General features: G+C 45.0%; 24 protein-coding genes and 1 pseudogene. 5 read left to right on the top strand and 20 right to left on the bottom strand.

Annotated elements, in window-relative coordinates; genetic code table 11:
* Positions 1-694 precede the first annotated feature (694 nt).
* Positions 695-2,077, top strand: coding sequence for an aminotransferase-like domain-containing protein (locus GOL65_RS19360; protein ID WP_140917885.1), 1,383 nt, complete (start codon positions 695-697; stop codon positions 2,075-2,077).
* Here the strand turns inward: GOL65_RS19360 and uhpT are convergent.
* The 16 genes and pseudogenes from uhpT to GOL65_RS19280 all read right to left on the bottom strand — a co-directional run bounded on the left by uhpT (position 2,074) and on the right by GOL65_RS19280 (position 18,152).
* On the bottom strand, positions 2,074-3,492 hold the full coding sequence (gene uhpT, locus GOL65_RS19355; protein WP_140917886.1) for a hexose-6-phosphate:phosphate antiporter: 1,419 nt from the start codon (positions 3,490-3,492) through the stop codon (positions 2,074-2,076). The genes GOL65_RS19360 and uhpT overlap by 4 nt on opposite strands.
* Positions 3,493-3,515: 23 nt before the next feature.
* Positions 3,516-3,869 (bottom strand): MDR/zinc-dependent alcohol dehydrogenase-like family protein, encoded by a 354-nt coding sequence (locus GOL65_RS22095; protein WP_218652060.1) that lies wholly within the window; start codon positions 3,867-3,869, stop codon positions 3,516-3,518.
* A 38-nt stretch (positions 3,870-3,907) separates the two neighbouring features.
* Positions 3,908-4,567: an alcohol dehydrogenase catalytic domain-containing protein gene (locus GOL65_RS22090; RefSeq protein ID WP_218652059.1), complete on the bottom strand. Its 660-nt coding sequence runs from the start codon at positions 4,565-4,567 to the stop codon at positions 3,908-3,910.
* Positions 4,567-5,613: a zinc-dependent dehydrogenase gene (locus tag GOL65_RS19345; RefSeq protein ID WP_140917887.1), complete on the bottom strand. Its 1,047-nt coding sequence runs from the start codon at positions 5,611-5,613 to the stop codon at positions 4,567-4,569. The genes GOL65_RS22090 and GOL65_RS19345 overlap by 1 nt, the downstream gene beginning before the upstream one ends.
* A 15-nt stretch (positions 5,614-5,628) precedes the next feature.
* A complete protein-coding gene (locus GOL65_RS19340; RefSeq protein WP_140917888.1) occupies positions 5,629-6,441 on the bottom strand; it encodes an HAD family hydrolase in 813 nt (270 codons plus the stop codon).
* A 13-nt stretch (positions 6,442-6,454) separates the two neighbouring features.
* Positions 6,455-7,138 (bottom strand): deoxyribose-phosphate aldolase, encoded by a 684-nt coding sequence (gene deoC / locus GOL65_RS19335; RefSeq protein ID WP_140917889.1) that lies wholly within the window; start codon positions 7,136-7,138, stop codon positions 6,455-6,457.
* Positions 7,139-7,148: 10 nt separating this feature from the next.
* Positions 7,149-7,958, bottom strand: a complete 810-nt coding sequence (locus GOL65_RS19330; protein WP_218652058.1) for an SDR family oxidoreductase — start codon at positions 7,956-7,958, stop codon at positions 7,149-7,151.
* 281 nt (positions 7,959-8,239) lie between these two features.
* A complete protein-coding gene (locus GOL65_RS19325) occupies positions 8,240-9,370 on the bottom strand; it encodes a glycosyltransferase family 4 protein (RefSeq protein ID WP_140917891.1) in 1,131 nt (376 codons plus the stop codon).
* A 123-nt stretch (positions 9,371-9,493) separates the two neighbouring features.
* Positions 9,494-11,902 (bottom strand): annotated as a pseudogene (locus GOL65_RS19315) (autotransporter outer membrane beta-barrel domain-containing protein).
* Between the two features lie 817 nt (positions 11,903-12,719).
* Complete coding sequence (locus GOL65_RS19310; protein ID WP_140917894.1) at positions 12,720-13,220, bottom strand: DUF1543 domain-containing protein; 501 nt, start codon at positions 13,218-13,220, stop codon at positions 12,720-12,722.
* A 73-nt stretch (positions 13,221-13,293) separates the two neighbouring features.
* Positions 13,294-13,587: a DUF2623 family protein gene (locus GOL65_RS19305; RefSeq protein WP_140917895.1), complete on the bottom strand. Its 294-nt coding sequence runs from the start codon at positions 13,585-13,587 to the stop codon at positions 13,294-13,296.
* A 156-nt stretch (positions 13,588-13,743) separates the two neighbouring features.
* Positions 13,744-14,478 (bottom strand): substrate-binding domain-containing protein, encoded by a 735-nt coding sequence (locus GOL65_RS19300; protein WP_140917896.1) that lies wholly within the window; start codon positions 14,476-14,478, stop codon positions 13,744-13,746.
* Entirely contained in the window at positions 14,478-15,530 is a 1,053-nt protein-coding gene (locus tag GOL65_RS19295) for an ABC transporter substrate-binding protein (protein WP_140917897.1), read from the bottom strand. The genes GOL65_RS19300 and GOL65_RS19295 overlap by 1 nt, the downstream gene beginning before the upstream one ends.
* Positions 15,531-15,645: 115 nt before the next feature.
* A complete protein-coding gene (locus tag GOL65_RS22505; RefSeq protein WP_140917898.1) occupies positions 15,646-16,329 on the bottom strand; it encodes a DUF4405 domain-containing protein in 684 nt (227 codons plus the stop codon).
* 10 nt (positions 16,330-16,339) lie between these two features.
* Positions 16,340-16,984, bottom strand: coding sequence for a flavodoxin (locus GOL65_RS19285; RefSeq protein ID WP_140917899.1), 645 nt, complete (start codon positions 16,982-16,984; stop codon positions 16,340-16,342).
* Positions 16,985-17,096: 112 nt separating this feature from the next.
* A complete protein-coding gene (locus GOL65_RS19280) occupies positions 17,097-18,152 on the bottom strand; it encodes an alpha/beta hydrolase (protein WP_140917900.1) in 1,056 nt (351 codons plus the stop codon).
* Positions 18,153-18,416: 264 nt separating this feature from the next.
* Between GOL65_RS19280 and GOL65_RS19275 the strand changes: the two genes are divergently transcribed.
* The 4 genes from GOL65_RS19275 to GOL65_RS19260 all read left to right on the top strand — a co-directional run bounded on the left by GOL65_RS19275 (position 18,417) and on the right by GOL65_RS19260 (position 21,560).
* A complete protein-coding gene (locus tag GOL65_RS19275; RefSeq protein WP_140917901.1) occupies positions 18,417-19,109 on the top strand; it encodes a heavy metal response regulator transcription factor in 693 nt (230 codons plus the stop codon).
* A gap of 11 nt (positions 19,110-19,120) precedes the next feature.
* Positions 19,121-20,500: a heavy metal sensor histidine kinase gene (locus GOL65_RS19270; RefSeq protein ID WP_140918405.1), complete on the top strand. Its 1,380-nt coding sequence runs from the start codon at positions 19,121-19,123 to the stop codon at positions 20,498-20,500.
* A gap of 131 nt (positions 20,501-20,631) precedes the next feature.
* On the top strand, positions 20,632-21,048 hold the full coding sequence (locus GOL65_RS19265) for a carboxymuconolactone decarboxylase family protein (RefSeq protein ID WP_140917902.1): 417 nt from the start codon (positions 20,632-20,634) through the stop codon (positions 21,046-21,048).
* 41 nt (positions 21,049-21,089) lie between these two features.
* Positions 21,090-21,560: a (R)-mandelonitrile lyase gene (locus tag GOL65_RS19260; RefSeq protein WP_407657515.1), complete on the top strand. Its 471-nt coding sequence runs from the start codon at positions 21,090-21,092 to the stop codon at positions 21,558-21,560.
* A 68-nt stretch (positions 21,561-21,628) separates the two neighbouring features.
* On the opposite strand, the gene GOL65_RS19255 is transcribed toward GOL65_RS19260, so the two are convergent.
* The 4 genes from GOL65_RS19255 to GOL65_RS19240 form a co-directional block, all read right to left on the bottom strand.
* The gene (locus GOL65_RS19255; RefSeq protein WP_140917903.1) at positions 21,629-21,979 is read right to left on the bottom strand and encodes a DUF1937 family protein; all 351 of its coding nucleotides are present in this window, start codon (positions 21,977-21,979) and stop codon (positions 21,629-21,631) included.
* 145 nt (positions 21,980-22,124) lie between these two features.
* Entirely contained in the window at positions 22,125-22,913 is a 789-nt protein-coding gene (locus GOL65_RS19250; protein ID WP_140917904.1) for a DeoR/GlpR family DNA-binding transcription regulator, read from the bottom strand.
* A gap of 42 nt (positions 22,914-22,955) precedes the next feature.
* Positions 22,956-24,170 carry an NAD(P)/FAD-dependent oxidoreductase gene (locus GOL65_RS19245; RefSeq protein ID WP_140917905.1) on the bottom strand — a complete coding sequence of 405 codons (1,215 nt, stop codon included), beginning with the start codon at positions 24,168-24,170 and terminating at the stop codon, positions 22,956-22,958.
* Positions 24,167-25,567, bottom strand: coding sequence for an NAD(P)/FAD-dependent oxidoreductase (locus GOL65_RS19240; protein ID WP_140917906.1), 1,401 nt, complete (start codon positions 25,565-25,567; stop codon positions 24,167-24,169). Before GOL65_RS19240 ends, GOL65_RS19245 begins: the two co-directional genes overlap by 4 nt.
* Between the last annotated feature and the right edge of the window lie 85 nt (positions 25,568-25,652).

The raw sequence follows: 25,652 nt of genomic DNA, 5'->3' as shown, positions 1-25,652 counted from the left end.
CTGCATAATGTATTAAGTTATTTAAATTGTCAGCTGCATTTGAACTGTTTAATTAATCTACATTGATATAAATCATGAGAGTAAACAGACCGTGCATTATTCTACTGCCGCTTCTATTTACCCATAATTACATAATTAATCTTAGACTATGTTTGCATTTGAAATCACAACGGTCAGACTAAACTGCTCAAAAAATACAATCAGGACAATGTGTTAAGCCTTCACAAAAATGAGTCACCATATTGTTTTCAAAGAAAAAATAATAATAAACAAATTAATGGCAAATTTTTATTTCATTAAAATTGGTTAATTATTAATAGATTAAATAATTAGAAAAATTCAAACCTCAGAGAGTTGCAAATTAATTATTATCTATTCAAACTGCATAAATAAACAGCCAGCTAACTATTAGCCTGATTTGCTTAATAAACACGCTATAAAGCCTTATTTTCACACTTCCGTTTAGGTTAATGAGTAATAATTAACCCTATTCAAACCATTGCTTATCCTGACGGATAATCTGAAAACATACTCCGGAGGCAATATCTAAAACATGCTTTAGCTATAACTTGCCAAATCTTTGTTATCTCACCAGCAATTATGCTTTCACCGCTTTGACTACCTGCTTTCTCTGCGATTATATTGGATGCAACGCATTACCTTAGCTATCTGCCGCTGAACAAGGAATAAGCTCATGTTAACACCTATCGATCAGAAGGCAGGTACTCCACTCTATTTTCAGGTAGCCAGCAGTATTAAGAAGTATTTAGAAAATTACCCTGCCGGTCACAAGCTCCCTTCTCAACGCGCTATCGCCCTGAAGCTAAACGTCAGTAAAACTACCGTGGTTGAAGCCTTTAATCTGTTGCAGGATGAGGAGGTTATTAGTATTCGGGAAAAGTCACGGGCCATTTCCACCTTACGTGCCCAAGGTATTGACTGGCAATTACTGATTCAAAAAGCCTGCCATTCGCGCATACAGGATGACGTTCAATACTCTTCAGCCCGTTCCTACAGTAAAAGTATGCTGCTGTGGCCCGGCATGGATTTTTCACCACAAATGCCGCTAATGGCGGTTTCTGATGCGGTTTCCAGACGTATCGCCAGTAAAGACTTAATGAATTATGACGATATCGGATTTCATCAATTGCGGGAATTACTGGCAAGTCACTTAAAAACCACTCTCGCCATTGATTGCTCTCCGGAAGAGATTGTTATTACCAGCGGTATTTCTAATGCGCTGTATATTATCTCCTCCACCTTTTTTAGCCGTTTATCGCCGGTGGTGTATGAATCTCCCGGCTATTACGAGCCGATCTTAACCAGTTTAGGTGCCTCTGCCATTCCTTTGCCAATGTGTGCAGGCGGAATCAGCACCGACAGCCTGCAAAAAGTATTAATGAAAAACCGTTATGCTTTTTATCTGACTACACCCCTGTGCCACTGGCCAACCTGTCACATGACCGACGAGCCGAACAAACGTGCGCAATATGAGATTTGTCGTACTAACGATAATCCGATTATTGAAGTCGATGCCATGCGTGGGCTGTTTGATGCTCCTCTGCCTATGCGTTCCTATCCCGGTAGTGCTTCCAATGTGATTTATGTTGGTACCTTTACTAACACCATTGGGCACAGCATGCGTCTGGCCTGGATTGTGGCACCGCGTAATACTGTCAAACGTTTGCTGGAAGTGAAATCGCAGGTTGAACCAAGGGTCAGTACGCTGATTCAGATTTACGCGGAAGAGATGTTGCGCAGCGGTGCCTATGAACAGTTTTTATCCGAGCTGAAAGCTAAAGTCCGACAGCAAAATGACGGTGTAGAGAATATTTTATCTACGCATCTGGCAGGAAAAGCCAGCTGGCACGGAATGCCAAGTATCAGCCGGTTAATTACCTTTCCAACCCCGCTGAATGAAAGAAGCATTATCAAAATGCAGGGCCAGCAAATCAGTTTACTTCCGTTGCAAACGCTGGATAAAAATTTTGCCAACTCGCTCTATATGTACTGTGCGGCAGACTCTTTATCCAGCATTGAAACGCTGATCTCTAAATTGAGCTCTTTAGCTAATTAATTCGCTTTTGCCTCAACCATTTCAGCTTTGAGTAATGCGACCTTCTTCTCTTTGCGAATGCGCTTCTCTTCAGCGACCGCAACAATGGACAACAAGACAATTCCCGCAAATACACAACAGTAGAAAATCACAAAAATGTCATGCCAGCCGTGAAGCGTAGTATTAAAGAATCGCACTCCCGGTTTCTCCGGATCGGCAATCATTGCCAGATAGACTTTAGCAATAGAGTCACCCAGTAAATAGGCAAATACGCCCGACAATCCGGTGGTTACGCTAACGGCATTTTTGGGCACGAAGTCCACCAGGGAGATAGTAATCATCAGTTGAGGCCCAAAAATCAGCAATCCAAGAGCCGCCAGCGAAGCGTTAATCATAAATACCGAGGTGGAATAGCGATAGCTCAGTAAGGCAAAAATGATCAATACAAAACATCCTACCGCCACAATCGCCCGACGACCTTTCAGTAAGTCAGAAACATATCCCCACAATAAACTGGCCACTAATGCGCCCATTTCAAAATAGAGGATAGTGTTAACCATATCGCTACCGCTCCAGTTGAAGTGTTCGGCCACATACAGTGGAGCCCAGTTATCGACACCAATACGAATGATGTAGACGAAGATATTTGACAGACAGAGGATCCAGACAAATGGATTCAACAGAACGTGTTTTTTCACTATGGTCCATTTGCTTTCACTGTTTTCCTGATCTACTTCGGCTACCGGTTCGTCAAAGATCTCTTCTGCCCGATTCCAGCCCAACTCTCTGGGGTCACCTTTACCGAGATAAAAAGTCACAACAGCAATGGCCAGGGCAATAAAAGAAGGGAAAATAAACATACCCACTACATTACCGTCAAAGAAGGTATTGGCACCCCATAGGGCCAGCACCCCGGCTAAACCACCACCGACGTTATGCGACATATTCCATAAGCCAAGAAAACGTCCGCGCTTTTCTTTAGGCGTCCAGCGCGTTAAGGTCGAATAGGATGCCGGTCCGCCAGAAGTTTGAAACAGGCCACTCAGTCCCCACAGGGTCATCAGGATACCGATAGGCGAACCGAAATGGCTCATTACCAGCCCCATTGCCATTACGGAAAGTGCCGATAGTCCTAATAAAACTGCCAGAAACTTTTTAGTGTTTTTACCATCAATATAGAATCCGACCAGTGCTTTGCAGCCGCCATAGGTAATCGAAAAGCTCAGCCCTATCAGGCCGAGCTCCGTGGTTGTCATATCCAGCTGTTCTTTTAATAAAGGTCCGGCAACTTTAAAGTTGTTACGGATGAGGTACATAGCCATATAGCCTAAAAACACCGCCAGAAAGGCTTTCAGGAATTGCATTCCCCACTGGCGGCGCTGTTCGGCCAGACTAATTGAAGGATTGGAATAGTTCTTTAGCTCAAAAAAAGTCATACGATGTTCCTCGTATTTTGTTATTACATTTTTATAATGACTTTGTTGTAGGAAACAACTCGTTTTTTCATGTCCTTAACAAAGGTGGGAAGCGCTTCAAGCTTTATGGTGTGGGTAATTAATGGTTCCATCACTAATGAACCATTTTGGATATAATCGATAATGGCAAACCACTCCCGACCGGGGAATGGAGCAGAGAATGAGTTCCAGGCCCCCAGTAACGTCAGTTCATTACGAATGATGTGTTCAAAAACATGGGGAGGAATGGTGACATCCGCGTGTGCCGTGCCTAAATACAGCACTTTGCCGTGTTTTTGGGGCACTTCCAATGCCTGTACCTGCGTGGCTGCCACCCCCTGCCGTTTCAATGGTGACATCAACCGCTCCGCTGGCCAGAATCGCTTTCACTGCATCATCAGTTTTTACTGTTAATCACCTGGGTAGCGCCAACCTGTTGAGCCAGAGCCAGTTTATCTTCGGCGATATCGGTAGCGATGATGCGCGTTGCCCCTAAAATACGAGCGAACTGAATAGCAAAAAGCCCCAGAGCACCACAACCAAGTACCGCTACGCTATCTCCGGCTTTAATTCCTGCTCGCATTACCCCATGAAGGGTAACTGCCGCTGGCTCTACCATCGCACCATGTTCATAACTAATATTGTCTGCCAGCCTGACTAAATTTCTTTCTGGTGCCGCGACATACTCAGCAAATCCACCATCGGTACGGGAACCAAGATAGTTGTAGTTATTACATTGACCATAATGACCCTGTTGGCAAAAATCACAGCTAAAACAAGGCAGGATTGGCGCTACGGCTACCCGATCTCCGGGTGAAAACTTAGTCACTTTACGGCCGGTAGCCGCAATAACACCGCTAAACTCATGGCCTGGAATGGTTGGGAAACGATAGGTTCCCGTCACCATCACCCGGTCGAGGTCTGAGCCGCAAATCCCTGCGGCTTTAACCTGAACCAGAACTTCATCATCCGCACAGGCCGGAACCGGCACGTCCTGTACCCGTAAATCGGCGGGTGCATGGAGCACCGCAGCCTTCATGGTTGATATCGTCATCATCAGCCCTCCACCACCAGCGTTTTCATACCCTGACCGGAAAGCGCATATTCAAACGCCTGATTGATCTCTGCGACGTTAAAACGTGCCGTCGCCAGCGGTAGTAATTGCAGTTTGCCGGAAGCAACCAGTGCCATGGATTCACAATAATCATTGATACTGGAACCTGTAGTACCAAGCACCGTCAGCTCTTTGTAATGAATCAGGTTAGTGTTTAATGGCACAATCTCTTTGCCTTTTGGCATACCGCCAAAAAGATTGATTCGGCCATGAGTTGCAGCGATTTCCATTGAAAGCATCTGAATTTCAGGAATTGAGCAGGCGGTGATAATCACAGAGGCGCCTTCGCCATCGGTTTCCCGCAGCACGGCTTGTTTCAGGTCTTCGCGAGCTGAGTTAACCGTGACATCCACCCCCAGTTTCATCATCTCTTCCAGGCGATTATCCTGAACGTCAGCAACGATAATTTTTGACGCACCGGCTAACTGGCTCATCAGTACATGACAGGCGCCAATCGGCCCAGCACCAATAATCACTACGCTGTCGCCCGGTTTGATATTCAGCGCTTTATAAGAATGATAGGCACATGAGAATGGCTCAACCATCGCCGCTTCTTCGTAGGTGATATGGTCAGGAATGATCACCACGTTACCGCGCTGTATAGCCTGTGCAGGGACTTTAACATAATCCTGAAAACCACCGTCATAGCTAATTCCAAAGGCTTCATAAGTTGGGCAAAGCTGGGTATAGCCTTTACGACACATGGCGCAGGAACCGCAGCCAATGTTTGGTGGTAACGCAACGCGCATTCCCACTTTAAACTGGCTGACATTGCTACCCACCTGCACCACTTCTCCGGCGATTTCATGACCTAATACACGTTTAGTTCCGGTAGGAATTTTAAAGTGACCAAACTTAAGAATACGCAGGTCAGTACCACATATGGCACTGGCCTTCATTTTAATCACCAGTTCATCTGAACCAGCTTCCGGCATGGATTGACTTTCTACACGGATATCACCAACACCGTGAAAATAAGCGGCTTTCATATTGGGCCTCGTTACTTATAAATATTGTGGAATAATGTGGGTTAAAGCGTATGCCACCCCGTCATCGTCATTACTCGGAGCGATGTGGTCGGCAACCTCTTTTATCCGTTGATAGGCATTTCCCATGGCAATGGTTACGCCAGCCTGAGATAAAATTTCGATATCGTTATCGCTGTCGCCAATGGCGGCGACCTCATGCAGTGCAATGCCGAGGTGGGAACAAAGGCGCAGTAGCGCATCGCCTTTGTTCAGCCCTTTCGGCAAAATTTCAAAATAGTTGGGGTAAGAAGAGACCAGAATGACGGACTCCAGAGCAGCAAGGCGTTCACGCATCACCTGTTGTTTATCCGCGTCTTTGCATATCACAAACATTTTTACCGCGCCCAGTTGGTCTACCTGAGAAAATGGCAAAATAGATGAGGCAAAGCGCCGGATATATTCGGCCTTCATCCCTGAGGCACTCATGTCACTTAACCAGTGCTGGCGCGTATAAACCGAGGTGTGACTGTATATCTGATAAAACACACCCAGCTCATCGAGAATGTCTGTCAACGCCTGTGCCGTCGTCAGATCCAGCGTTTTCTGGTAAATGGTTTCCTGTGTTTGTAGATTCACGGTTTGCGCACCGTTCATCCCCATGAAGTAGTTGGTAGCACCAATGCCTTCAACGGCAAACTGAGCTTCACTCAACATTCTTCCGGTAGCCACCACCGGCAATATCCCCTGCTGCTTTAAGCTGACAAAAGCGTTTACCGAAGCCTGAGTCAGGCGATCTGTGGATGTCAGCAAAGTGCCATCCAGATCGGTGACAACCATTTTTAACGACATGAGCACCTCCTTATTACGCGTACTGTCCGGCGTATTCCTCAACAATCCTGACGCTGTTCGAACTGCCAATGCGCTCAGCACCGGCTTCGATCATGGCCAGACAGGTTTTCAGGTCACGAACACCTCCGGATGCTTTCACTTTGACACCCTCACCCACGGTGCGCTTCATCAACGCTACGTCTTCAACCGTTGCACCCGCGGTACCAAAACCGGTTGAAGTTTTGATAAAGTCCGGCTTCACCCGTTTGGCAATTTCGGCAACGCGCACAATCTCTTCTTTGGTTAAGTAACAGGTTTCAAAAATCACTTTGGAACACACATTAGCCTGACGACAGAGCGCTACTATCGCCTTCATCTCTTCTTCGATGTAGGCGTAATTGCCCTCTTTTAGCTTGCCGATATTGATGACATAGTCGATTTCATCGGCACCTTCGATAATCGCCCGCTCGGTCTCGAAACACTTCACTTCAATGGTGGTTTGACCCAAAGGAAAACTAATAGCTGCACCAACATGAACATCGGTACCGGCTAACAGCGCTTTGCAGGTTGCAACAGGCACTGAATTAATTGCTACCATCATAAAACCGTGCTGTCTGGCCTCAGAACACAAGACTTTGAAGTCCTCTTGCGTGGCGAATGCTTTTAATTGGGTGTGGTCAAAATATTTTGCTAATTGCGCAGTAGTTAACTTTTTCATGGTGATATTCCTACACTTCCATGCCGTAACGATGAGCTTTGTGGGTTGGATAGAACGCGACGGTAGGAACGGTGACGTCCGGCGTTCTGGTGGCGATATACAGAGCGATTTCTGCCACGTTTTCCACATCAATACAGCTGTTGTAGATGCCTTCACGCAGCTCTTTCTCATCCAGCCAGCCATCGGTATGAACTACACCACCGTCATAGGTGCCGGAGTCCAGAACTTCTGTCATTGGGGTTTTTACGTGGGAAGGGTTAATTACCGTGACACCGATATTTTTGTTCATGCCTTCCAGCAGAATATTTTTACTTAAGCCCATCATGCCGTGCTTCGATGCGCGGTATGGGCTATGGCCCGGGCAAGAGGCCATTTTGGCGGAAGAAGAGCCGATGTTCATAATACGACCACCGCTTTGCTGTTTTTCCATCACCCGGAAGGCTTCACGACAGCACAGGAAAACGCCGGTCATGTTTGGCCCAATGGTTTTGTTCCACTCTTCCAAGGTGGTTTCTGAAATATGTGGAGAGAGTGAATCGCGCCCGGCGCTGTTCACCACCAGATCGATTTTGCCCCAACGGTCGACGGTAGTTTTAAACGCCTGAATAACCTGTTGCTCTTCCACTACATCCACAACCATGGAGATAATATCAAAACCTTGATTAAGCATTTCACCGGCGACCATCTTCAGGCGCGGTTCATCAATATCAAGCAGAGCGACTTTGCAGCCCTCTTTAGCATAAATTTTGGCAATCGCTTCACCAATACCGGATGCTCCACCGGTTATCAGCGCCACTTTTCCTTCTAGTTTTCTGGTCATCATGCTTCCTCATCATATTGGCTTTTAGACATGTTCAAAGGTGGTATCACCTTTATCTGAAAACACCATAACAAGGGGGGATCGGTTGAATAAGCACCAGATTGGCAAAAAAAGGCGACCAGATTAGCCGTAGATAATGTAGGGATAATTTAAGGCAATAGGAGAGATGTTATAAATATGGAAATAATCAGCGTGTCAGAATAAAACAGGGCCTGATTAATTATCAGGCCCTGTTTTAACTAAAGATAACAAACCACAATGCATAGCGACGAGTTAAACCGTCATTGTTGTTGCTGTAACTTCTTATACAATTCCTGCCAAACCTCAATATACGATTCGGTCATCTTGCCTAAGGTAAACTCAGGTCGGTTAACGCTATTGCGGAATACTTGCGCCTTCTGGTCTTTACGCAATTGTTCTACATTCGACAGATAATGAATAATTCGGTTTTGTATTGCGGCAACCGTTGGTTCACAGGCGTATTCCGGCTGCATATAGCTATCCATACCTAATCCCGGCGTGGCAATTAGCGCACAGTTCGATAGCAAGGCTTCCAGCCCGACAATCCCGTAGCTTTCCTGCATGCTCGGAAAAACCACAATGTCCGTTTCCGCCAACGCCTGTTTTTTCTTTTCTCCCTGAACAAAGGTTAAGCCTTTAAAACCTTCCTGTTCCAGATAGTCTGGGATTTTTTCAGGGCCATAAACCCGGGCTTCTACACGCTCCCGATACAATGGAGGAAGCGTCTTAATGGCATCGCGAAAAATCTGAAAGTTCTTCACGATATCGGTAAAACGACCAAAGAAGCTAATCACCACTTTGCCTTCGGGATGGATAACTTTATCCGCCGGGTAGTCAGCAAAATCTACCCCTATAGGAAAAATATTGGGCGTAACGATATCTGCAGACACATGCTGGATAATAGAACGATAGGCCCAATTGCTATGAAGAACCACCGCCCCACTTTGTCGCACCGCAATCCTTTGTTCCCAGTAATGTTGCATCCCTTTTTGCGTACGGGTCAGATAATGTTGCATGCCGATATAGCTTGAATGCAGGGTAAACTGCACCCGATTTAGCTCAAAAAAGAACGGTAACAGCGGTGAGTTTTCATGCACCGAGATAATGTCGGGTTTGAACTCATTTAATATCGGCTGAATTTTTTGAGATGTACTCCAGGCCACATTAAGGCTAAGCGACTCCAGCGATGAGTCGAAGGGTAACGCAGGCTCTACCGCAATTTCATAATCCGCTAACTGAGAGCGTTGTGTCTTTTGGTTATTCAGGTACAACACTTTAAACGGATAATGACGACGTTTTAATTCTGCCCAAAAGTGTTGATTAAAAAAACCAAGGCCGCTAAACAGCACGTCCGGGGCTTCAGTAGTAACAATTAAAACTCGTGGTTGCATGTCAGATCCTATTATCAAACGCGACAGATATCAGCAGAGGGCTCTCTTACTCTCTATCATGTGAAGCAGAAAGCCTGCCGGTTGAAGAACACGGACAGGCTTTCATTTAATGATGAACACTAACTAGAAACGATATTTGATGCCCAATATAGCCTGAGTATCGCTATAGCCGCTGTCACCCATTTGCTGTGCTATGTTACCCCACAGATCCAGACTGCGGGACAATTGCCCTTCAAGACCCACTTTTAGTTCACCAATATTTTTAGTGCCATCAATACTGTTGCGATAACCATTCATGGTTGCACCGAAATTATGCGTATTGTGGATCCAGTTGGCTTCAATAAATGGCTGGAACTCACGATCTTTGCCGTTATCAATATCGCTATGGCCGTTAGCATAGGTCCGAATCCCCAGACGGCTTTGAATATTACCATCACCATCAAAGGAAACCCGTGAACTGCCACTGCTGGTGTGTTCCGTGTGGTCATTGGCCCGAACGTTCATCCAGGTCAGTTGCCCTTTAGGCTGCAGGAAATATTTCGCTCCATCAGAGGTTCGTTCACCCAGTTTGAAAGTATAGCCAGCTTCAATGGATGCCGTAACGCCGCGAGATTTATATTTTTCCGTTGCTAATTGATCGCCTTTCACTTCATTATCAAACCAGTTGTACAGCGCTCATGCATCGATATAGCTGCCGGTTTTCTCTTGATCATTGGCGTACCAGGTACCGTAGAAACCAGCACTGTAGCCTTCAACAGAACCCCGTGATTGGTATTCAGAATATTTCGACTCAGTATTGCCGTTTTGCTTAGCGTACCCTGCCATTAATCCCAGATGCCAACGGTCTAAACCATTGGAGCTCCACTGAGCAACATCACCGCCCATTTGAGCGACATAACGGTTACCCTGATTTTTTAGCTGGCCGCTGCTATCACGAGAACGATTATGACCACCAATCTGGCGCAACCACAGGCTGGTCACCTTTTGCTCACCGGTCAGGGCATCTGTATATTGAGTTTCCCCCATACGGTCGTGAAGACGCATCAGGAACAGGCTATTAGCGGCCATATGGTTAAACATATAGCTGCCGGGTTCTGGCCGATTGATATTTTCAGGTTCAGGTTTAGGGTCCGGCGTAGGATCGGGGTCTTCTGGCGTGACCACAGGAAGCTGTGAACGCAGATACCAGTTACCATCCTGATTGCTCACACCATTTTTGTGCAGATAATATTCGTAAGCCCCACCGACAACACGGCCTTGTTGGGTAAATTCACCGGATGAATCACCGTTGACTTCAATAACTTTGATACCTTCGCTGGTTTGAGCGCCTGTACCGCCGAGGTTATTAATCACCAGATAACTTTGTCCGGACGTTGAACCATTTATGATCACCAAGTCTGACGTAGAGTTGTCATCCCCCAGATAAGTATCCAGCTCAATGGTGCCGTTATTCCCCACATAATCACCGTCAATGGTAAAACGATCGCCAACCACGTTATTGGTGAGTATTAAACGCCCCTGGTTTTTAAAGGTGTTCAAATTTTGCAATAGTGCGCTATTTGCACTGCCGTCGGCATTGGCCGTCAGTATAATTTGGCCGCGGTTGTCCAGTTCTGTAGTTCCGCCACCAAAATCACTGGTTGCTACAGCGGCAACGCTATCCCTGACGCCATCCCGGTCAGAATCAGACCACTGACGAACATTCCAGACACCGGTGGTGTCATTCACTATCGTATCCTGACCACTGGTCAGTTGAATAACGCCGTTAATGGTTCCCGCATTAGTAATGCTGGTAGCCGCACCAGTGTATTGGTATGTATCAATGCCTGATGGATTACTACCATAGTTAAGATCGTAATAATCATAACCGGTAGCGCTAATTGCTATATCAGACAGCGCCCCCAGCGTTGCCCCTTCATCAATAGTAATATTGGAAGTAGCGCCTCCGATGGTTTTAATACCCGCCCCTTCAGAGCCTCCGTCAACCACACTACCCGCCTGCAAGTGAACATCAAACACACTACCCGCCTGCAAGTGAACATCAAACACACTCTCAGGATCGAGAATAATATAGCCGCCGCTGCTATAGGTGTATTCAGGGCCGGTATCCTGTAAACGAACCGCATCCCCAACCTGAGATCGAATAACACCGGAGGTGGTTACCCGAGATTCCAGTGCCTGAGAATATATTGCAGCCGTATCTTTACTGGCACTCTGGTTAATGATTTGACTATCGGCATTTTGGGTCACGGCCCCTAAAGCCAGAAGACCACCGGATGCCCCCGCCAGATAAACGCTGGCGTGTTGGGTCTCCCTAACGTTGGTTTTCTCATAGATGATGCCACCAGAAGGCCCGGTTATTGGTGCCTGCGGGTCCTGAGCATCAACATCGGTGGTTTTACCGGTATAAATATTGCCAGAGGTACTCACTTCAATTTCAGAGGTGCTATAACCCAGAGCCTGTATTCCCGTTACATCTGACGTAATTGTTTTACCCGCCTCTAAATTAATCACTGATTTATCCGTAGTCATATAATCAGTTTCATATTGATAAGCTGGGTTATTATTATTTTGTTTATTTATATCAGAGTGAATATTAATATTTAATTGATTATCAACATGCACACAACTGGCTTCAGGGCTTGGGCTCACATAATCACAAGGGCCTGCGGCATAAGCGGAGTTAGCAGCAAAAAAGATAGCACCTGCAAGCAGGGTTTTATTAAAGGGATTTTGACTGGTGTGATGGCGTAAATTTTGTAGCGCTGCGTTAGTTTTAGGTTTTGAGGTATTCTCTCCTAAATAATAACCTTTATATCTATTATCCATAATGACTCATCCTGATAACATTTATCCATTTAATCTGGATTTCAGATCCTATACATTTCATTAATTTTGTAAATAGGAAATGTTGAAAATTTAATCAAAGATACACTAAACACCCGTTTAATGATAAAGATCAATACATGAATGATTTTATAAAAACACAATTTCAAAACCACCTCATGTAAATTAATTATTTAAATATCAATAAATTAACCAACAAATGATTATAAAATATTCAAAAATCATATCAAAATAATAAGAAAGTCTTTAATAATTAAAGTTACACCCGCAGTATTAATCAATAACCTAAACCACTCCTTAAAAAATTATTAATTATATCAATAAGGAATGGGTATAACACAGGCAAAGTCATAGTAAAACAAGCTGTATCAACCTCATCTAATCCGCACATCCATATCGAAAAACAACTCCTTAAAGCCATAAAATTGCACACAATAGAAACAGGCGCCTTAGTTAGGGCGCCTGTTTCTATTGATAAGGATCGATGTTGTTGCCGTTATTATTAGCCGATAGGCTGGTAACCTTGCCATTCAGGGCTAAAGTGCGACCCTGTTGAACAGGGCTCAAGGTGGATATAATACTCCCCTACTCTGTCTAACAGCAGGCAATCATCAACGTCTTTTAAATTATCTTTATGCTGCTGTGAAGCCCCACTCAAAAGACATTGAAGCCCTTTGGTTTTAGCTTCTTCCCTATTTCTGGCAACAAAAAGATCGAAAGCATGGAGCTCTGCCAGAGTAGAAGGATGGTAACCTCCTGCATTCACAAAAAATAACCGATTCTCTTTTCCTGAAGGCGTTAACGAAAGAGATACCGAATACCCATCAACCCAGGTGATTTTTGCGTAGCCATCGATATGAATTTTATCCGCATCACCAAACCAGACTGAACGTAAAACTGGCCATGCATCTTCTGGTTTTTCTGCCACAACAAACTGAATATCATGGACTTCAATGTTAGACTTACCCGCATTACCACCAAGGTAAAACATATAAAGAAACATCCGGTTATCCTTATCTTCTGTACTTACAAGCCATTTAGTATCGCCACTACTGCAAGACTTCCGAATATATTTATTAAGTTTGAGCCGCCGCCGTATAGCCTGAAATAAATGAGTTAGTGGAGGAGTCCTGCTGAAATTCAGTATAAATCTCCATCATCATCTCTTTATTCAGGCCGTATTTTTGCGTCAAACTCCCTGCAACTCTGGTGACTAATTCGCTATCACCGCTTAATTGCATCAACGAATGGGTATAGCCAATAACATAGCCGCGTCTGAAATCCTCACAGTAACGCGTTATATGCTGTGAACTATAGGGTTCCTGACTGTTGATACCTGCGATCAATCCCATACCAAAAAAATTACTCATATTTCATCTTTCACTTTTGTGTTTTGGATATCGTTATATAAATAAATATATAACGATTTTTAAGCTAAGAAAATACCTCCTAAGTAGGTATTTCTGGTATATCCACACTGACTGATTATCAAACAATAGAAGGTGTTTACTGCGGATCGGGAGAATTCAACAATCTGAACCAGGAGAGAGTCCGACCCCAAATCCATTCTCTCTAAGGATATCCATTGCTATTGGGGTACGAAGAAACGCCCCCAGTGCCATCCCCATTTCAGTACATATCGCAGAAACGTAATGCGCAACTACATTCATTTCTTCAGGGATATCATAAACGAATATATCAGCATGTTGCCTCAGGTTTGAAGCATAGCTGGCATAACCAAGAAACATCTCAGTCTGCCCACTACGAATAAGCCAACTGGCCGCCATCTCTCCAGGCGGAACCGCCGGGCTATTGGCACCACCCACTAAGCATAACGCCCGATTTTTAAGGCTTTCCCCTAAACCGGGTTGATAGCGCTCCAGATTATCAAACAGTTGCCAGGCATAATCACCTGAAGGATCGCTGCCCGGCGTAGAGGTTGCCAGACGTAACTCTGGGTTACTCAATAGTGATAACCAATCATCACTCCCGCTAGTAATCCGTCGTGCTACGCTCAGACACAAACAGTTAGAGGCAAAAGGGATGCTACCCAAAGCAAGCCCGGCTGAGATTAATGCAGCCGGATGATTGGCACTGGCTGAAGCAAAGAAATCGCAGGTTTCACCAGCCTCGATTCGCTGGCGTAGCAATCCTGCTGGCCCAAATTGAGTCTCTGATGTCATGCCAGTTTCAGCCTGAAACTGCGCCATCAATGGAGCCCACACCCGACGCAAACTGCCCGCGGCCAGTATTTTTAACATCAATCAATGCCTTGATATTGAGTACGGTAGAAACGTTGATACCAGCGATCGACTTCTTTACGCATATCTATGTCGCTGAAAGTTTCCGGATAGAGTTTTTTTGCCATCCACAGCTCACCTAAGCCAATGGCTTCCGGCATCGGATAGCCCCAGGCTTTAGCATATTCAGGCATCAACCACACACGATGATTCTTAACCGCATCGATGGTTTGCCACTTTGCATCATTATTGATTTCATCCACCACTTTAGGATAACGATCCTGAACAAAAATCACCTGAGGATTCCAGACAATAACCTGTTCTAATGCAACCTGTTTAAAGCCTTTTACCGTCGCCGCCGCCACGTTCAGTGCGCCGGCATGATTCATCATCAATCCGGTATATTTGCCTGAACCATAGGTACTCAGGTCAGGATTGGCCATATAGGCTCGTACACGCTGTTGTTCCGCCAGTGATTTTAGACGATCGGTAACTATTTGACGACCGGCAAAAGCAGCATCCGCCAGCGCCTTGGCTTCTTCGGGTTTATTTATCACATTACCAATCAGTTCAATGCCTTCCCTGAGGCCCAAATTATAAGCCTGCTCTTCGTCATCCATGGCCGGGTTAACTTTGGACTGTTCTCCCGGATTATCATGGCGCAATGAAATAGCCAGTACCGGAATACCCAAGGCACTAATCTTATCGATCATCTCCTGAGGAGCGTAGTTAGTGACAAAAACTACCTGTGGTTTCAGCGCCACCAGGCTTTCAGCATCCACGTGGGTTAAATCACCCAATGATGCTTTATCGTTTAGCTCAGGCACCAGAGTGGCATAATTGCTACCCAGTTGCTGCTTCCAGTTGGCCAGAATGCCGACAATCTTGTCGGTAGCGTTCATTTGTACCAACAGGTTTAATGTTTGATGTTGTAGAACCACCACCCTATCGACCCGATCAGGAATGGTTACCGTTCGGCCAATCTGGTCAGTAACCTGACGATCGGCGAAAGTGGAAAAAGAGATAAGCAAAGTCAGGCTGGCAAGCGCCAGACGGGGAGATAAAAGTGTCATTTGAGATCCTCTCATTTCGATATATAAATTATTATATATCGAATGATACCTTGAATAACAAGTGCCGCTTTGATTATTTGAAGACTTTAGTCTCTTTTTGCCAGTCAGATAATATTTAGCGCCTTGCACGTTGCCTGAATGTCATCAGCCATATCAAAATTTGGCTCAAATAAGCCCCGGAAAGCGTAATCGCGAAAAAATCCCAATAGAATAAGAACATTGATTCATCAAAATCGAAAAAGGCGAAATCGACCTGAAAGAACAAATAAGGCAACCTCTCCCGCTGCATGAATGCGTAAATACCATAAACAGCAATAACACTAAAAATCAGCGGAAGAATTCGTGTCATCAATACAGAAACGGGTGAAATATGCCAAATCTTACAAAAGAAATTAGCCAGCATTCTCCAGTGAATACCAAGGTGTAAAGCAATGATGATTTGCAGCCAATGAACACTAGCCATGTGAACTTTTCTGACCAGATCGGACGAGCTATGTATAACCAAGTCTGGTAATAGATGTCGAGAAAGCATTACCCCGCTTATCACCGCGGATAAAAACAGCAACAGCAATAATGCATTTATTGACAGCTGCAAGATCCGAAAAGCGCAGTATTCTCCCTGAAATAGCTTCTGCAACCAATGGGTATTCAAACCCACATGTAACATAACCATCAGAAACAATATTGTTCCAAGCCATTCATGGATATATTCACTCCACAGATGAAACCCCATCAACGATAATAAAATGAATAACATAATCACATCTGACAGAACCTGACACTGATATTTTCTTCTCATATCAAGCCTGTTATTGCTGAACGCTGGTCAATTTATTCAGCCAGTCACCGACTCTGGTTACCGTGCCGTCATCAGCAACATCATCTCTGGAAATAGCCAATCCCTGAGTCACTAACCGGGCATCAGGTTGCAGGCGTTTAATTTCGCGAAGAGAGTCAGAGAAGCGACTACCGCCATGTGAAGTAAAAGGAATGAGGGTTTTGCCACTCAAGTCATGTTGCTGTAAAAAGCTATACAGTGGCATCGGCATTTTGTACCACCATATGGGATAACCAATAAAAACCCTGTCGTAATCAGTCAGATTATCTATCTTAGTTTTCAATTCAGGATAACGGTTATCTCGCTGTTCTTGTTCCGCATAGCGCAGTAACGGTTCATGTTGTGTTGGATAAGGGGTAACGGTTTCAATGCGGAATAATTCTCCTCCCGTATAGCGTTGAATAATTTGAGCAAGATATTGTGTGCTACCTGATATCTGACCATTTTTTTGTAAAATACTCGCACCTGATACGCCATCTACACCGTCTAATTTGACGTTTTCTGGTTGAGAGAAATAGACAATTAATGTTCTTTGAGCATGACTATTTACCGGTTCCGCAATAGCATTCAGGCTGCTGAAAGTTACTGCCAGCAAGAGAATGAAGATTTTTTTCATAGCCTTTACCAATGTTAAAAAGGGATTAACCCTCGCTGGTTCTGAGTATCACCGCCAAACAAGAGTAATAAGCTACAGCCAGACACCAGCGAGTCATATTAGGTTGTATCTGTTAGAGATTGTTGCTAAAAAACTGCTCCAGTTTTCCCATCGCCTGATTGACATATTGCGGTTGCCAATAGGTTTCAATATGGGTTGCGCCATCGATCAAAAACAGCTGTTTATCTTTTACATTTATTGCCTTGCTGAACGCGCTTTCTGTCATATATAAAGAGTCAGCTTTACTACCCGCCATCATGAGCAATGGCTTATCGATTAAATCCATATTGCTGCTGGCATCAAAGCTCATTAAGTCAAGCAAGCTACTTAGGGTATATCTGAAAGTGGAATTAGGATGCGCGTGGGTTTTCCCATAGTATTCAAACCCCTGTCGATACAAATCAAATGGTAATTTAGCGATCTGTTCATCCGTCAATTTGGCATCACCGGTATAGATAACCTCACCACCCGCGGCCTCCTGTGCCCGTGCATCAGAAGCCTGTTTTAACCGCTGCTGTATGGTAGAAATTTGGGAATCAACATAGCCATTGCGTCTTACCAGACCTGAATCAAACATACTTAGGGTAGCAATGGCGCTAAAACGTTTATCGGTTTGTGCCGCTTTTAGCGAATAGCCTCCGCCGCCGCAAATACCCAGTAGGCCTAAGCGATCAATATCAACACCAGCATACTGGCTGATAAAATCAGCCATGCCGTGAATATCTTCAATACGATGAGCTGGTTTATCGACATTACGAGGCAAACCACCACTTGCTCCCTGGTAGGCAGCATCCGCAGTAATGGTGATATATCCCTGCTCTGCCAGTCGCTGGGCATACAGGCCCGCTACTTGCTCTTTTACACCTCCATTAGGATGAGCGACGACGACCGCTGGATACTTTTTGCTGCTGTCATAGTTCGCCGGGGTATAAACATTGGCAGCAATATCAATGCCATTTAGCTGATAGCTAACCGGATGAATATTAACTTTACCGGTTACATTTTCAGTAATGGCTCCTTCATAAGTTAGCGTAAAGGGGTTTTGTTTATAGTCTGCTGCCAGTGCAGCGCCTGATGAAATACTTATCATTGATGCTAATAATGTTGCTCTGAAAACGTGATGTTTCATTAGAAAGACCTCCTGATATGGAAATAACCATTGAATATTCCCGGGACTTTCCCTGTTACTTCAAAACAAGGAAATTGACCTTCAGGTAGTCTAAAGAGCGCTGGCTGACATCAGCATGACCGTCAGATAACATTTCTGTCAGTTTAAAATCCAAAGTTTTCTGACAGAAATGTCAGGAAAATGTCAGCTACATGTTGGCGATGAGCAGTTAAGATAGTGCTAATAAATGTCATATCGCCCTGAAGGGTAAAGGGAGAAGCAAATATGCGATTACTTCTGATAGAAGATGAGGAGAAAACCTCCTCTTACATTAACCGGGCGCTCAGTGAACTGGGATTTACCGTCGATGTAGCCGCTAACGGGACAGATGGTCTGCATCTTGCTCTTGAATATGATTACGATGCTATTGTGCTGGATGTGATGTTGCCGGGAATCGATGGCTATGGCGTTCTGGAAGGGTTACGAGCCTGTAAGCAAACGCCGGTATTGATGCTATCTGCCCGAGGCTCAGTGGATGAGCGAGTTAAAGGATTACGTCATGGAGCCGATGATTATCTGCCTAAACCCTTCTCTCTGATTGAACTGGTGGCGCGCATTCAAGCGCTACTAAGACGCCGCCCCAGTGATGGTGCCGATGTTACTCAGCTGCAACTTCATGATTTACACCTCGATCTGTTAGCGCGACGAGTTACCCGGGCCGGAAACAGACTGGAATTAACCGCTAAAGAGTTTGCCCTGTTAAGCCTTCTGGCTCGTCATCAGGGGGAGATCCTGTCAAAAATGATGATTGCCGAACAGGTTTGGGATATGAACTTTGATAGCGATGCCAATGTGGTAGAGGTCGCGGTTAAACGATTGAGAGCCAAAATAGATACGCCCTATCCGGTAAAATTACTGCATACCGTACGAGGTATGGGATACGTTCTTGAGACCAGACCTGAGTCCCCGGCAAAATAGTGAAAACTTTAATGATGAAACGTTCTATTTCTGGCCGACTGGCATTGATGTTTGCTTTAGCTTCCATTCTGATTGTTTCCGCATCAGGTCTTGTGCTGAGAAGCTCTCTGCATGATTCACTGCAAAGGCAAATGCACAATGAGCTGTTGTTCCGTCATTCCCTGATGGAACCATGGATTCAAGCCAGAACTACGCTGGATGGCTGGCAAACGCTGGCAACCAAGTTTACCGACCTCGCGTCTGCCGAGGGAGGACGCGTCCAGTATTGGGTTCTCAGCGATGATTCTCGATTTCAGGTGGGAGGGCCTGCCCCGGCGGGAGTAAGCTGGGCCTCTTTAGATAATGGATTCAGTAAAGTTGCCGGTGCCACAGAGGATGCCTGTTCTCTGTTTCTGTTAATTACTGACATTCCCGCAGCCGGAGAACGCCCTGCATTACGCTATGTTGTCACTATTGACTCCACACCCTATATGGGCACGCTAAACGAATTTACCCGTACTTTGATAGTGATTACGGTTTTTGGTGCTTTTCTGGTGGCGCTAATGGGGTATGCCATTTCAAGATTTGGTATGCGCCCGGTCAATCATCTTAGTGAGCAGGCTCATCAACTTGCTCCCGGTACTCAAGGGCAACGTCTGGATACCACTACACTACCGGATGAATTACAAAAGCTGGCGGTAGCGTTTAATGGTGTGCTTAAGCGCCAGGAAGTTGCATGGCAGCAGTTGGAAAGTTTTAACGCAGACGTAGCTCATGAACTAAGAACGCCACTCACCAATCTTATTGGACAAACACAATTGAGTTTGTCACGGAAACGAGAAACTCACGAACTTGAAGAGTTACTGGAATCCAATCTGGAAGAGCTGGAAAGAATGACATCCATCGTCAATGACATGCTTTTTCTATCTCATGCACAAGCCGGTGAACATGCCACACAACTAACCGATGTCTCCTTACGTGAAGAATCGATTAAAACCGCAGAATATGTAGAGCCCTCATTTGCTGAAAAAAACCTCGATATTCAGGTGGTGGGTGATATCACAGCACGCATCGATAAACGACTATTTCATCGGTCACTGGCAAATCTGTTAGAAAACAGTGCCCGTCATGCTTTTCCAAACACTACCGTTAAAATAACTATCAGCCAGGAAAATGGGTTTGCTTCTGTTGCCGTTACCAATGTCGGCGACGCCATTGCTGCTGAGCATTTAGCTCGCCTGTTTGAGCGTTTTTATCGCATGGATTTATCGCGAACGCGTAGTAATACGCACCATGGTCTGGGACTTTCTATTGTTCGGGCAGTGGCATTAATGCATCGGGGGGATGTATTTGCCAGTAGCCACGACGGTTTAAATACGTTTGGCCTGACGCTGGCAATTAATTCTGATTAATTTAATCAATATATTGTTTCTGACAAATATGTCAGTGTGCTGTCAGGCTGATGACATCAGTCATTCGGTAACATTGTTTCATCTTCATTGATATCCAGATTTAACTTCATCGATAACAAAGGAAATGAACAATGAAAAAAATGATTAAGCGATCGTTAATTTGTACGGCGGTTATATTTACCAGTTCAATCACCCCCTATTCCTATGCACAAGATACCACCACGCCAAATAAAACACCTTCCCGCGCACAGCAACTGATGGGAGATATTGCGCCCAAAATGGCCCAGCTTACTGATGATGTGTTATATGCGGATATCTGGGAGCGTCCACAGCTCTCCAAAAGAGATCGAAGCCTAATCACGGTTAGCGCTTTGGTGGCCATGAATCGCCCCGATCAGTTACGTTCGCATCTTCGCCTGGCACGTCAAAACGGTGTAACGCAGGAGGAACTGGTTGAAACCATTACTCAGTTGGCTTTCTATTCCGGCTGGCCTAATTCTGTTACCGCCATTGCGATCGCCCAAGATGTCTTTAAAGAAAATAAATAAATACATTTTCGGGCAGTAAAACATCATTACAGGAATCAATTATGATAAAAACGATTATCATTGCGCTGACTGCACTGTTTTTGCCTGCTACAGCGATGGCAACTCAAGATAGCGTCGTAATAGTAACCTCTGCTGGTTCTCAACCTACCACCATTGGCGCAGCTGATTATTTTACCGGTTCGGTAAAAGTAGATTCTCGCTTTCAACGAAGTTCCCCTGCCCGAATTGGCGGTGGTGTTGTCTCTTTTGACGCCGGGGCACGAACGGCCTGGCATACTCATCCTCTTGGTCAAACCTTGATGGTTACCTCCGGAACCGGTTGGGTACAACAATGGAACAGCGAAATTCAATCCATCAAAACCGGTGATGTGGTATGGATTCCGCCAGGGGTTAAACACTGGCATGGTGCATCAGCCAGTCAACCGTTGGTTCACATTGCCATATCTGAATCACTGGAGGGAAGTAGTGTGACCTGGATGGAAAAAGTTACCGAGAGCCAATACCCGCGTTAATAAGGTAAGAATCCACGCTATTGCGTGGATTCTTTTAAACCAACTGACTGGCAGCAAGAAAACGCGGTTTATATATCATACTCTTGCGCAAACTCATCATATGTCCATACTTGCCTTCCGCGCGATTGAAAGTATTCAATCTCTCCTGCTACGCCGCTGCTTTTATCCCAACCCGGTAGCGTTAATACAATAAGCTCATCGCAACGCGCCATATAGGCTTCATCAATTGGTGTCCAGGTAATCTTTTTGCCCTGTTTGTTGACCACCTCATTAATCGGATGAGTCATAGTAATCTGGCTATATACCGCATATCCGGCTAATGACAGCTTCGCCGCCACTTCCGTGCACTGGTTAAAACGTTGCTCAACAATTTCCGGATTTGGGTCTGAATAGGGACAGGCAATAAAATAGAGCTTCATTATTGTTCCTTAATATTATGTAAATAAATCAGTCAGATAATAATTCAACACCTTAAATCAGGCGTAAGGGAATGCCGGCCATCTATTTAATGGCCTGACATTGAATACAAAAAACGTTAGTTAACTAATGCGAAATACTATTTATCTATTCCGCATCACTTCCGGTATTAGCCAGAATAATCTTGGTTTTAATCGCGTTACTTTTATCGGCAATCTTAAAATCTTTACTGGTGGTAACTAAAATATCGACATTTTCCCAGCCGGTAACCAGATTGATCGCATGCTTATTCACTTTTGATGAATCTGCTAATACGATAAGTTTATCGCTGTTTGCCAACATTTTTCTGGCCACCGCAGCTTCATCAACATTCTGGTCCATGATGCCGCGATTGACATCAATGGCTCCCACACCGATAACTGCATAGTCAGCAAACAGCTCGCCGATATTTCTCAGGGCAATCGCCCCCAGACAGGCATATTGAGAACCAATAAACTGACCGCCAATTAAGATGGTCTCTATGGTTGGGTTCTCTTGCATAATACTGGCAATCACCGGTGAATTAGTTATCACCGTCAGGTTATTAATCATCTTCACGCTTTGACTGAATTCAACCGTAGTTGAACCAAAATCAATAAACAGCGTATCGCCAGACTTAATCACTCCCGCCGCTTTTACCGCAATAGCTTTCTTTTCATCAATGGCCACCTTGGCCCGTTCAGAAAAGTTTCGCTCAAATTTAGACTGAATATTCACTGCACCACCGTGAACTTTCTTCAGTAACTTTTGCGACTCCAGTTTTGTCAAATCGCGGCGGATAGTTTCCTGCGCAACATTAAAATACTCAGCTAAATCGTGAACAAATACCTGACCGTTAGAGGATAGCTGTTCCAGAATCGTTTGATGCCGGAAATTAGATGAACGTCCTTCAGCCATATATTTTTGTACCCTATTATTAAGTAGTTAACTTTCACTCAACTATACGATACTCACGCTAATTTCTGTAGCATTTAGCGGTATCAATTCTGCGTTCACATTTTTCAACATGATTCGCCGCCCCGGCATACAGCGGTGATTTCCCTGATATAAAATGGTACTGCCCGCTTTTACCGTGACCTGTCCACTGATCGCCTGCTTTACCCGAATGTTCAGGTTAAACTGGCTATTGGCCGCTTTTTTATCCACACAGCCCGGAGCGGTAAACAAAATGTGGTTATCATGTTGGATCGTAATACGGTTAGCGGTCGATACATTCTCCTGATGCAGATCTCTGGCAACGGCTTCACCAATCACTTTCCCCTCAAGGTAACACTGGTCCCCCATATCGGCAGGATGCAGCATATTACCCAGCGCATAGTAAGTAGCATCAGAACAGCGACCGTTAGTATCCACCACCGGGCAACCCGTATTGGCAACAAAATCGAGATGACTTTTTCTAATCAGGGTATTTTCGCCGGTAAATTCCCCGGTAAAAATAACCGCATCACACTCAATACGTTCCGTTTGACCATTACGTTCAATCACCACATACTCCACCCGGTTTAATCCGCCAATCTCAACCAGTTTGCTATTTAAATGTAGCGGTACTCCCATTACAGCAGGAAACAGACTCAAGGGGCGATTGGCCGTTATGCGAGGCTGAGATTCAATCATCGCTCTGGCTTTAATACCGGCATTGCGTAAAGTCCAGATAGCGGAGAAACTAACAATTTCACTGCCAATAATCACCGGATTACGACAAGGCTTCTGACGATTAAGATAAATAAACTGTTGTAATGCGCCGGTAGTCAATACACCCTGAGGCCGTAATCCGGAAACTAAACGCGGATGACGCGGCGTTTCACGCGCTCCGGTGGCAATCAACACCCGTTTCGCCTGCATTTCAACCAGCCCCTTATCACAGGAAACCAGCAACTTTCCTTCCGGACGAAGCTCTACCACGGTGGTATTGGTCATTACCGGTACGCCAGCGCTAAGCGATAAAATCTTCTCTACAAATGCACCACCTTTCATCGGCCGTTTAAAACTTAATAAACCGAAAGTTGCGTGCTGACAGTGGCGGGGAACGCCACCAGCCTGTGATTCACGCTCCAAAACCACAATATTGTTAATGCCTTGCTGTTTTAGTTCGGTAGCGGCAGCAATGCCAGAAGGTCCTGAGCCAATAATGATCGCATCATAATTTAGTCTCATTTCAGTACCTCCACAGCCAGTGTATTCTCAAAGCGATCGTTAATAATTTCTGCCACTTTATTGCTACAGAAGAATCCATTGCAGCGTCCCATCATGGCCCGGGTTCTTCTGCATAGTCCACCCAGACATTCTGGCGGAATATCAGAATCAAATACCGCTTCAATTTCTCGTCGGGTTACCAGCTCACAGTGACAAACGATGCCGCCATTGTGCTCATGTTGATAATCACGTTGATGGTATTCAGACAGTACCGGCATTTGTGGCCAGATAATCTCTTGTGGTGGATTAAATTCAAACAGTGGTGAAAAGTTTTGCAGATACAGACTGGCAATATGTTGGGCAACACCTAAAGCAGAAGTCAGCCCGGTAGAGCGAATACCGCCTACACAAATCCACTGTTTTTCCGGGTAGTCAGCAATACGATAATGCTTCTCTTCCGTTGCCGGACGTAATCCTGCATAGGTGGCGGTTACCGTATAGTTATACAAGCTGGGTAACATTTTGCTGCCTTGCCGAATCAGATCTTCCAGCACCTCTTGTTTCACTTCCGCTTTCCAGCGATCGTCCTGCTCTTCGGCCGTTGGCCCCAGCAGTAAATTGCCAAAAATGGTTTTAGTTAACAAAACGCCCTTTGTAATAGCCGTTGGTACCGGCAGGATGATAGCGTTGATGTCTTCTGCTGCCGCTTTGTCATAAATAAGGAATTGGCCCTTTCTGGGCTTAATTTGAAAAGGTGATGGGTGACAAATGCTTTCAACAATATCCCCATTAATACCGGCACAGTTAATCACTAAACGGGCACGAAACTCACCTTTTTTAGTCTGTAAAACCCACATCCCCTGTTCCAGTGCCCCACTCTCCACTTCACAATGGAATTGGTAAGCCGCACCGTGTTTCACCGCCTGAGTCAGATAGGCTAAAGGTGAACTCCATGGATCCATTACTGCTTCGCCGGGTACGCTCACTGCCGCCAGTGCACCGGCAGCCAGTTTAGGCTCCCGACGATATACTTCTTCTTTATCAATAAGTTCAACATCCATCACGCCATTGCGATGAGCCTGTTCAACAATACCCGGCAATTTAGCCAGTTGCTCATCGCTCCAGGCGACAACCAAAGCACCGGTTTGCAACAACGGTAAATTCATTTTATCTTTGATATCCATGAATTCACGGTAGCCATTTTGAATACAGGTCAATTCCAGGCTTTCTGGCGGTGCATCAAATCCCGTGTGTAACAAAGCGCTGTTGGCCTTACTGGCACCAGAGAGAATATCACCCCCTCTTTCCAGCAGCAGTGTTTTAGCGCCCATCAAGGCAAACTTACGGTGAACCGCACAACCCACTACACCACCACCAATGACTATCACATCCCAAATCTGGTCATTTTGCTTTTTCATATTCAGGTAATCCCGATAAATTTTGTTTCCTGAACACATAAAACCACATCAAATCCACAATATCAACATCACAAACAACATTAAT

The sequence above is a fragment of the Limnobaculum xujianqingii genome, assembly GCF_013394855.1.
Taxonomy (GTDB): Bacteria; Pseudomonadota; Gammaproteobacteria; order Enterobacterales; family Enterobacteriaceae; genus Limnobaculum; species Limnobaculum xujianqingii.
The sequence above is the reverse complement of the archived record's forward strand: the minus strand, read 5'-3'. Positions and strand labels throughout refer to the sequence as shown.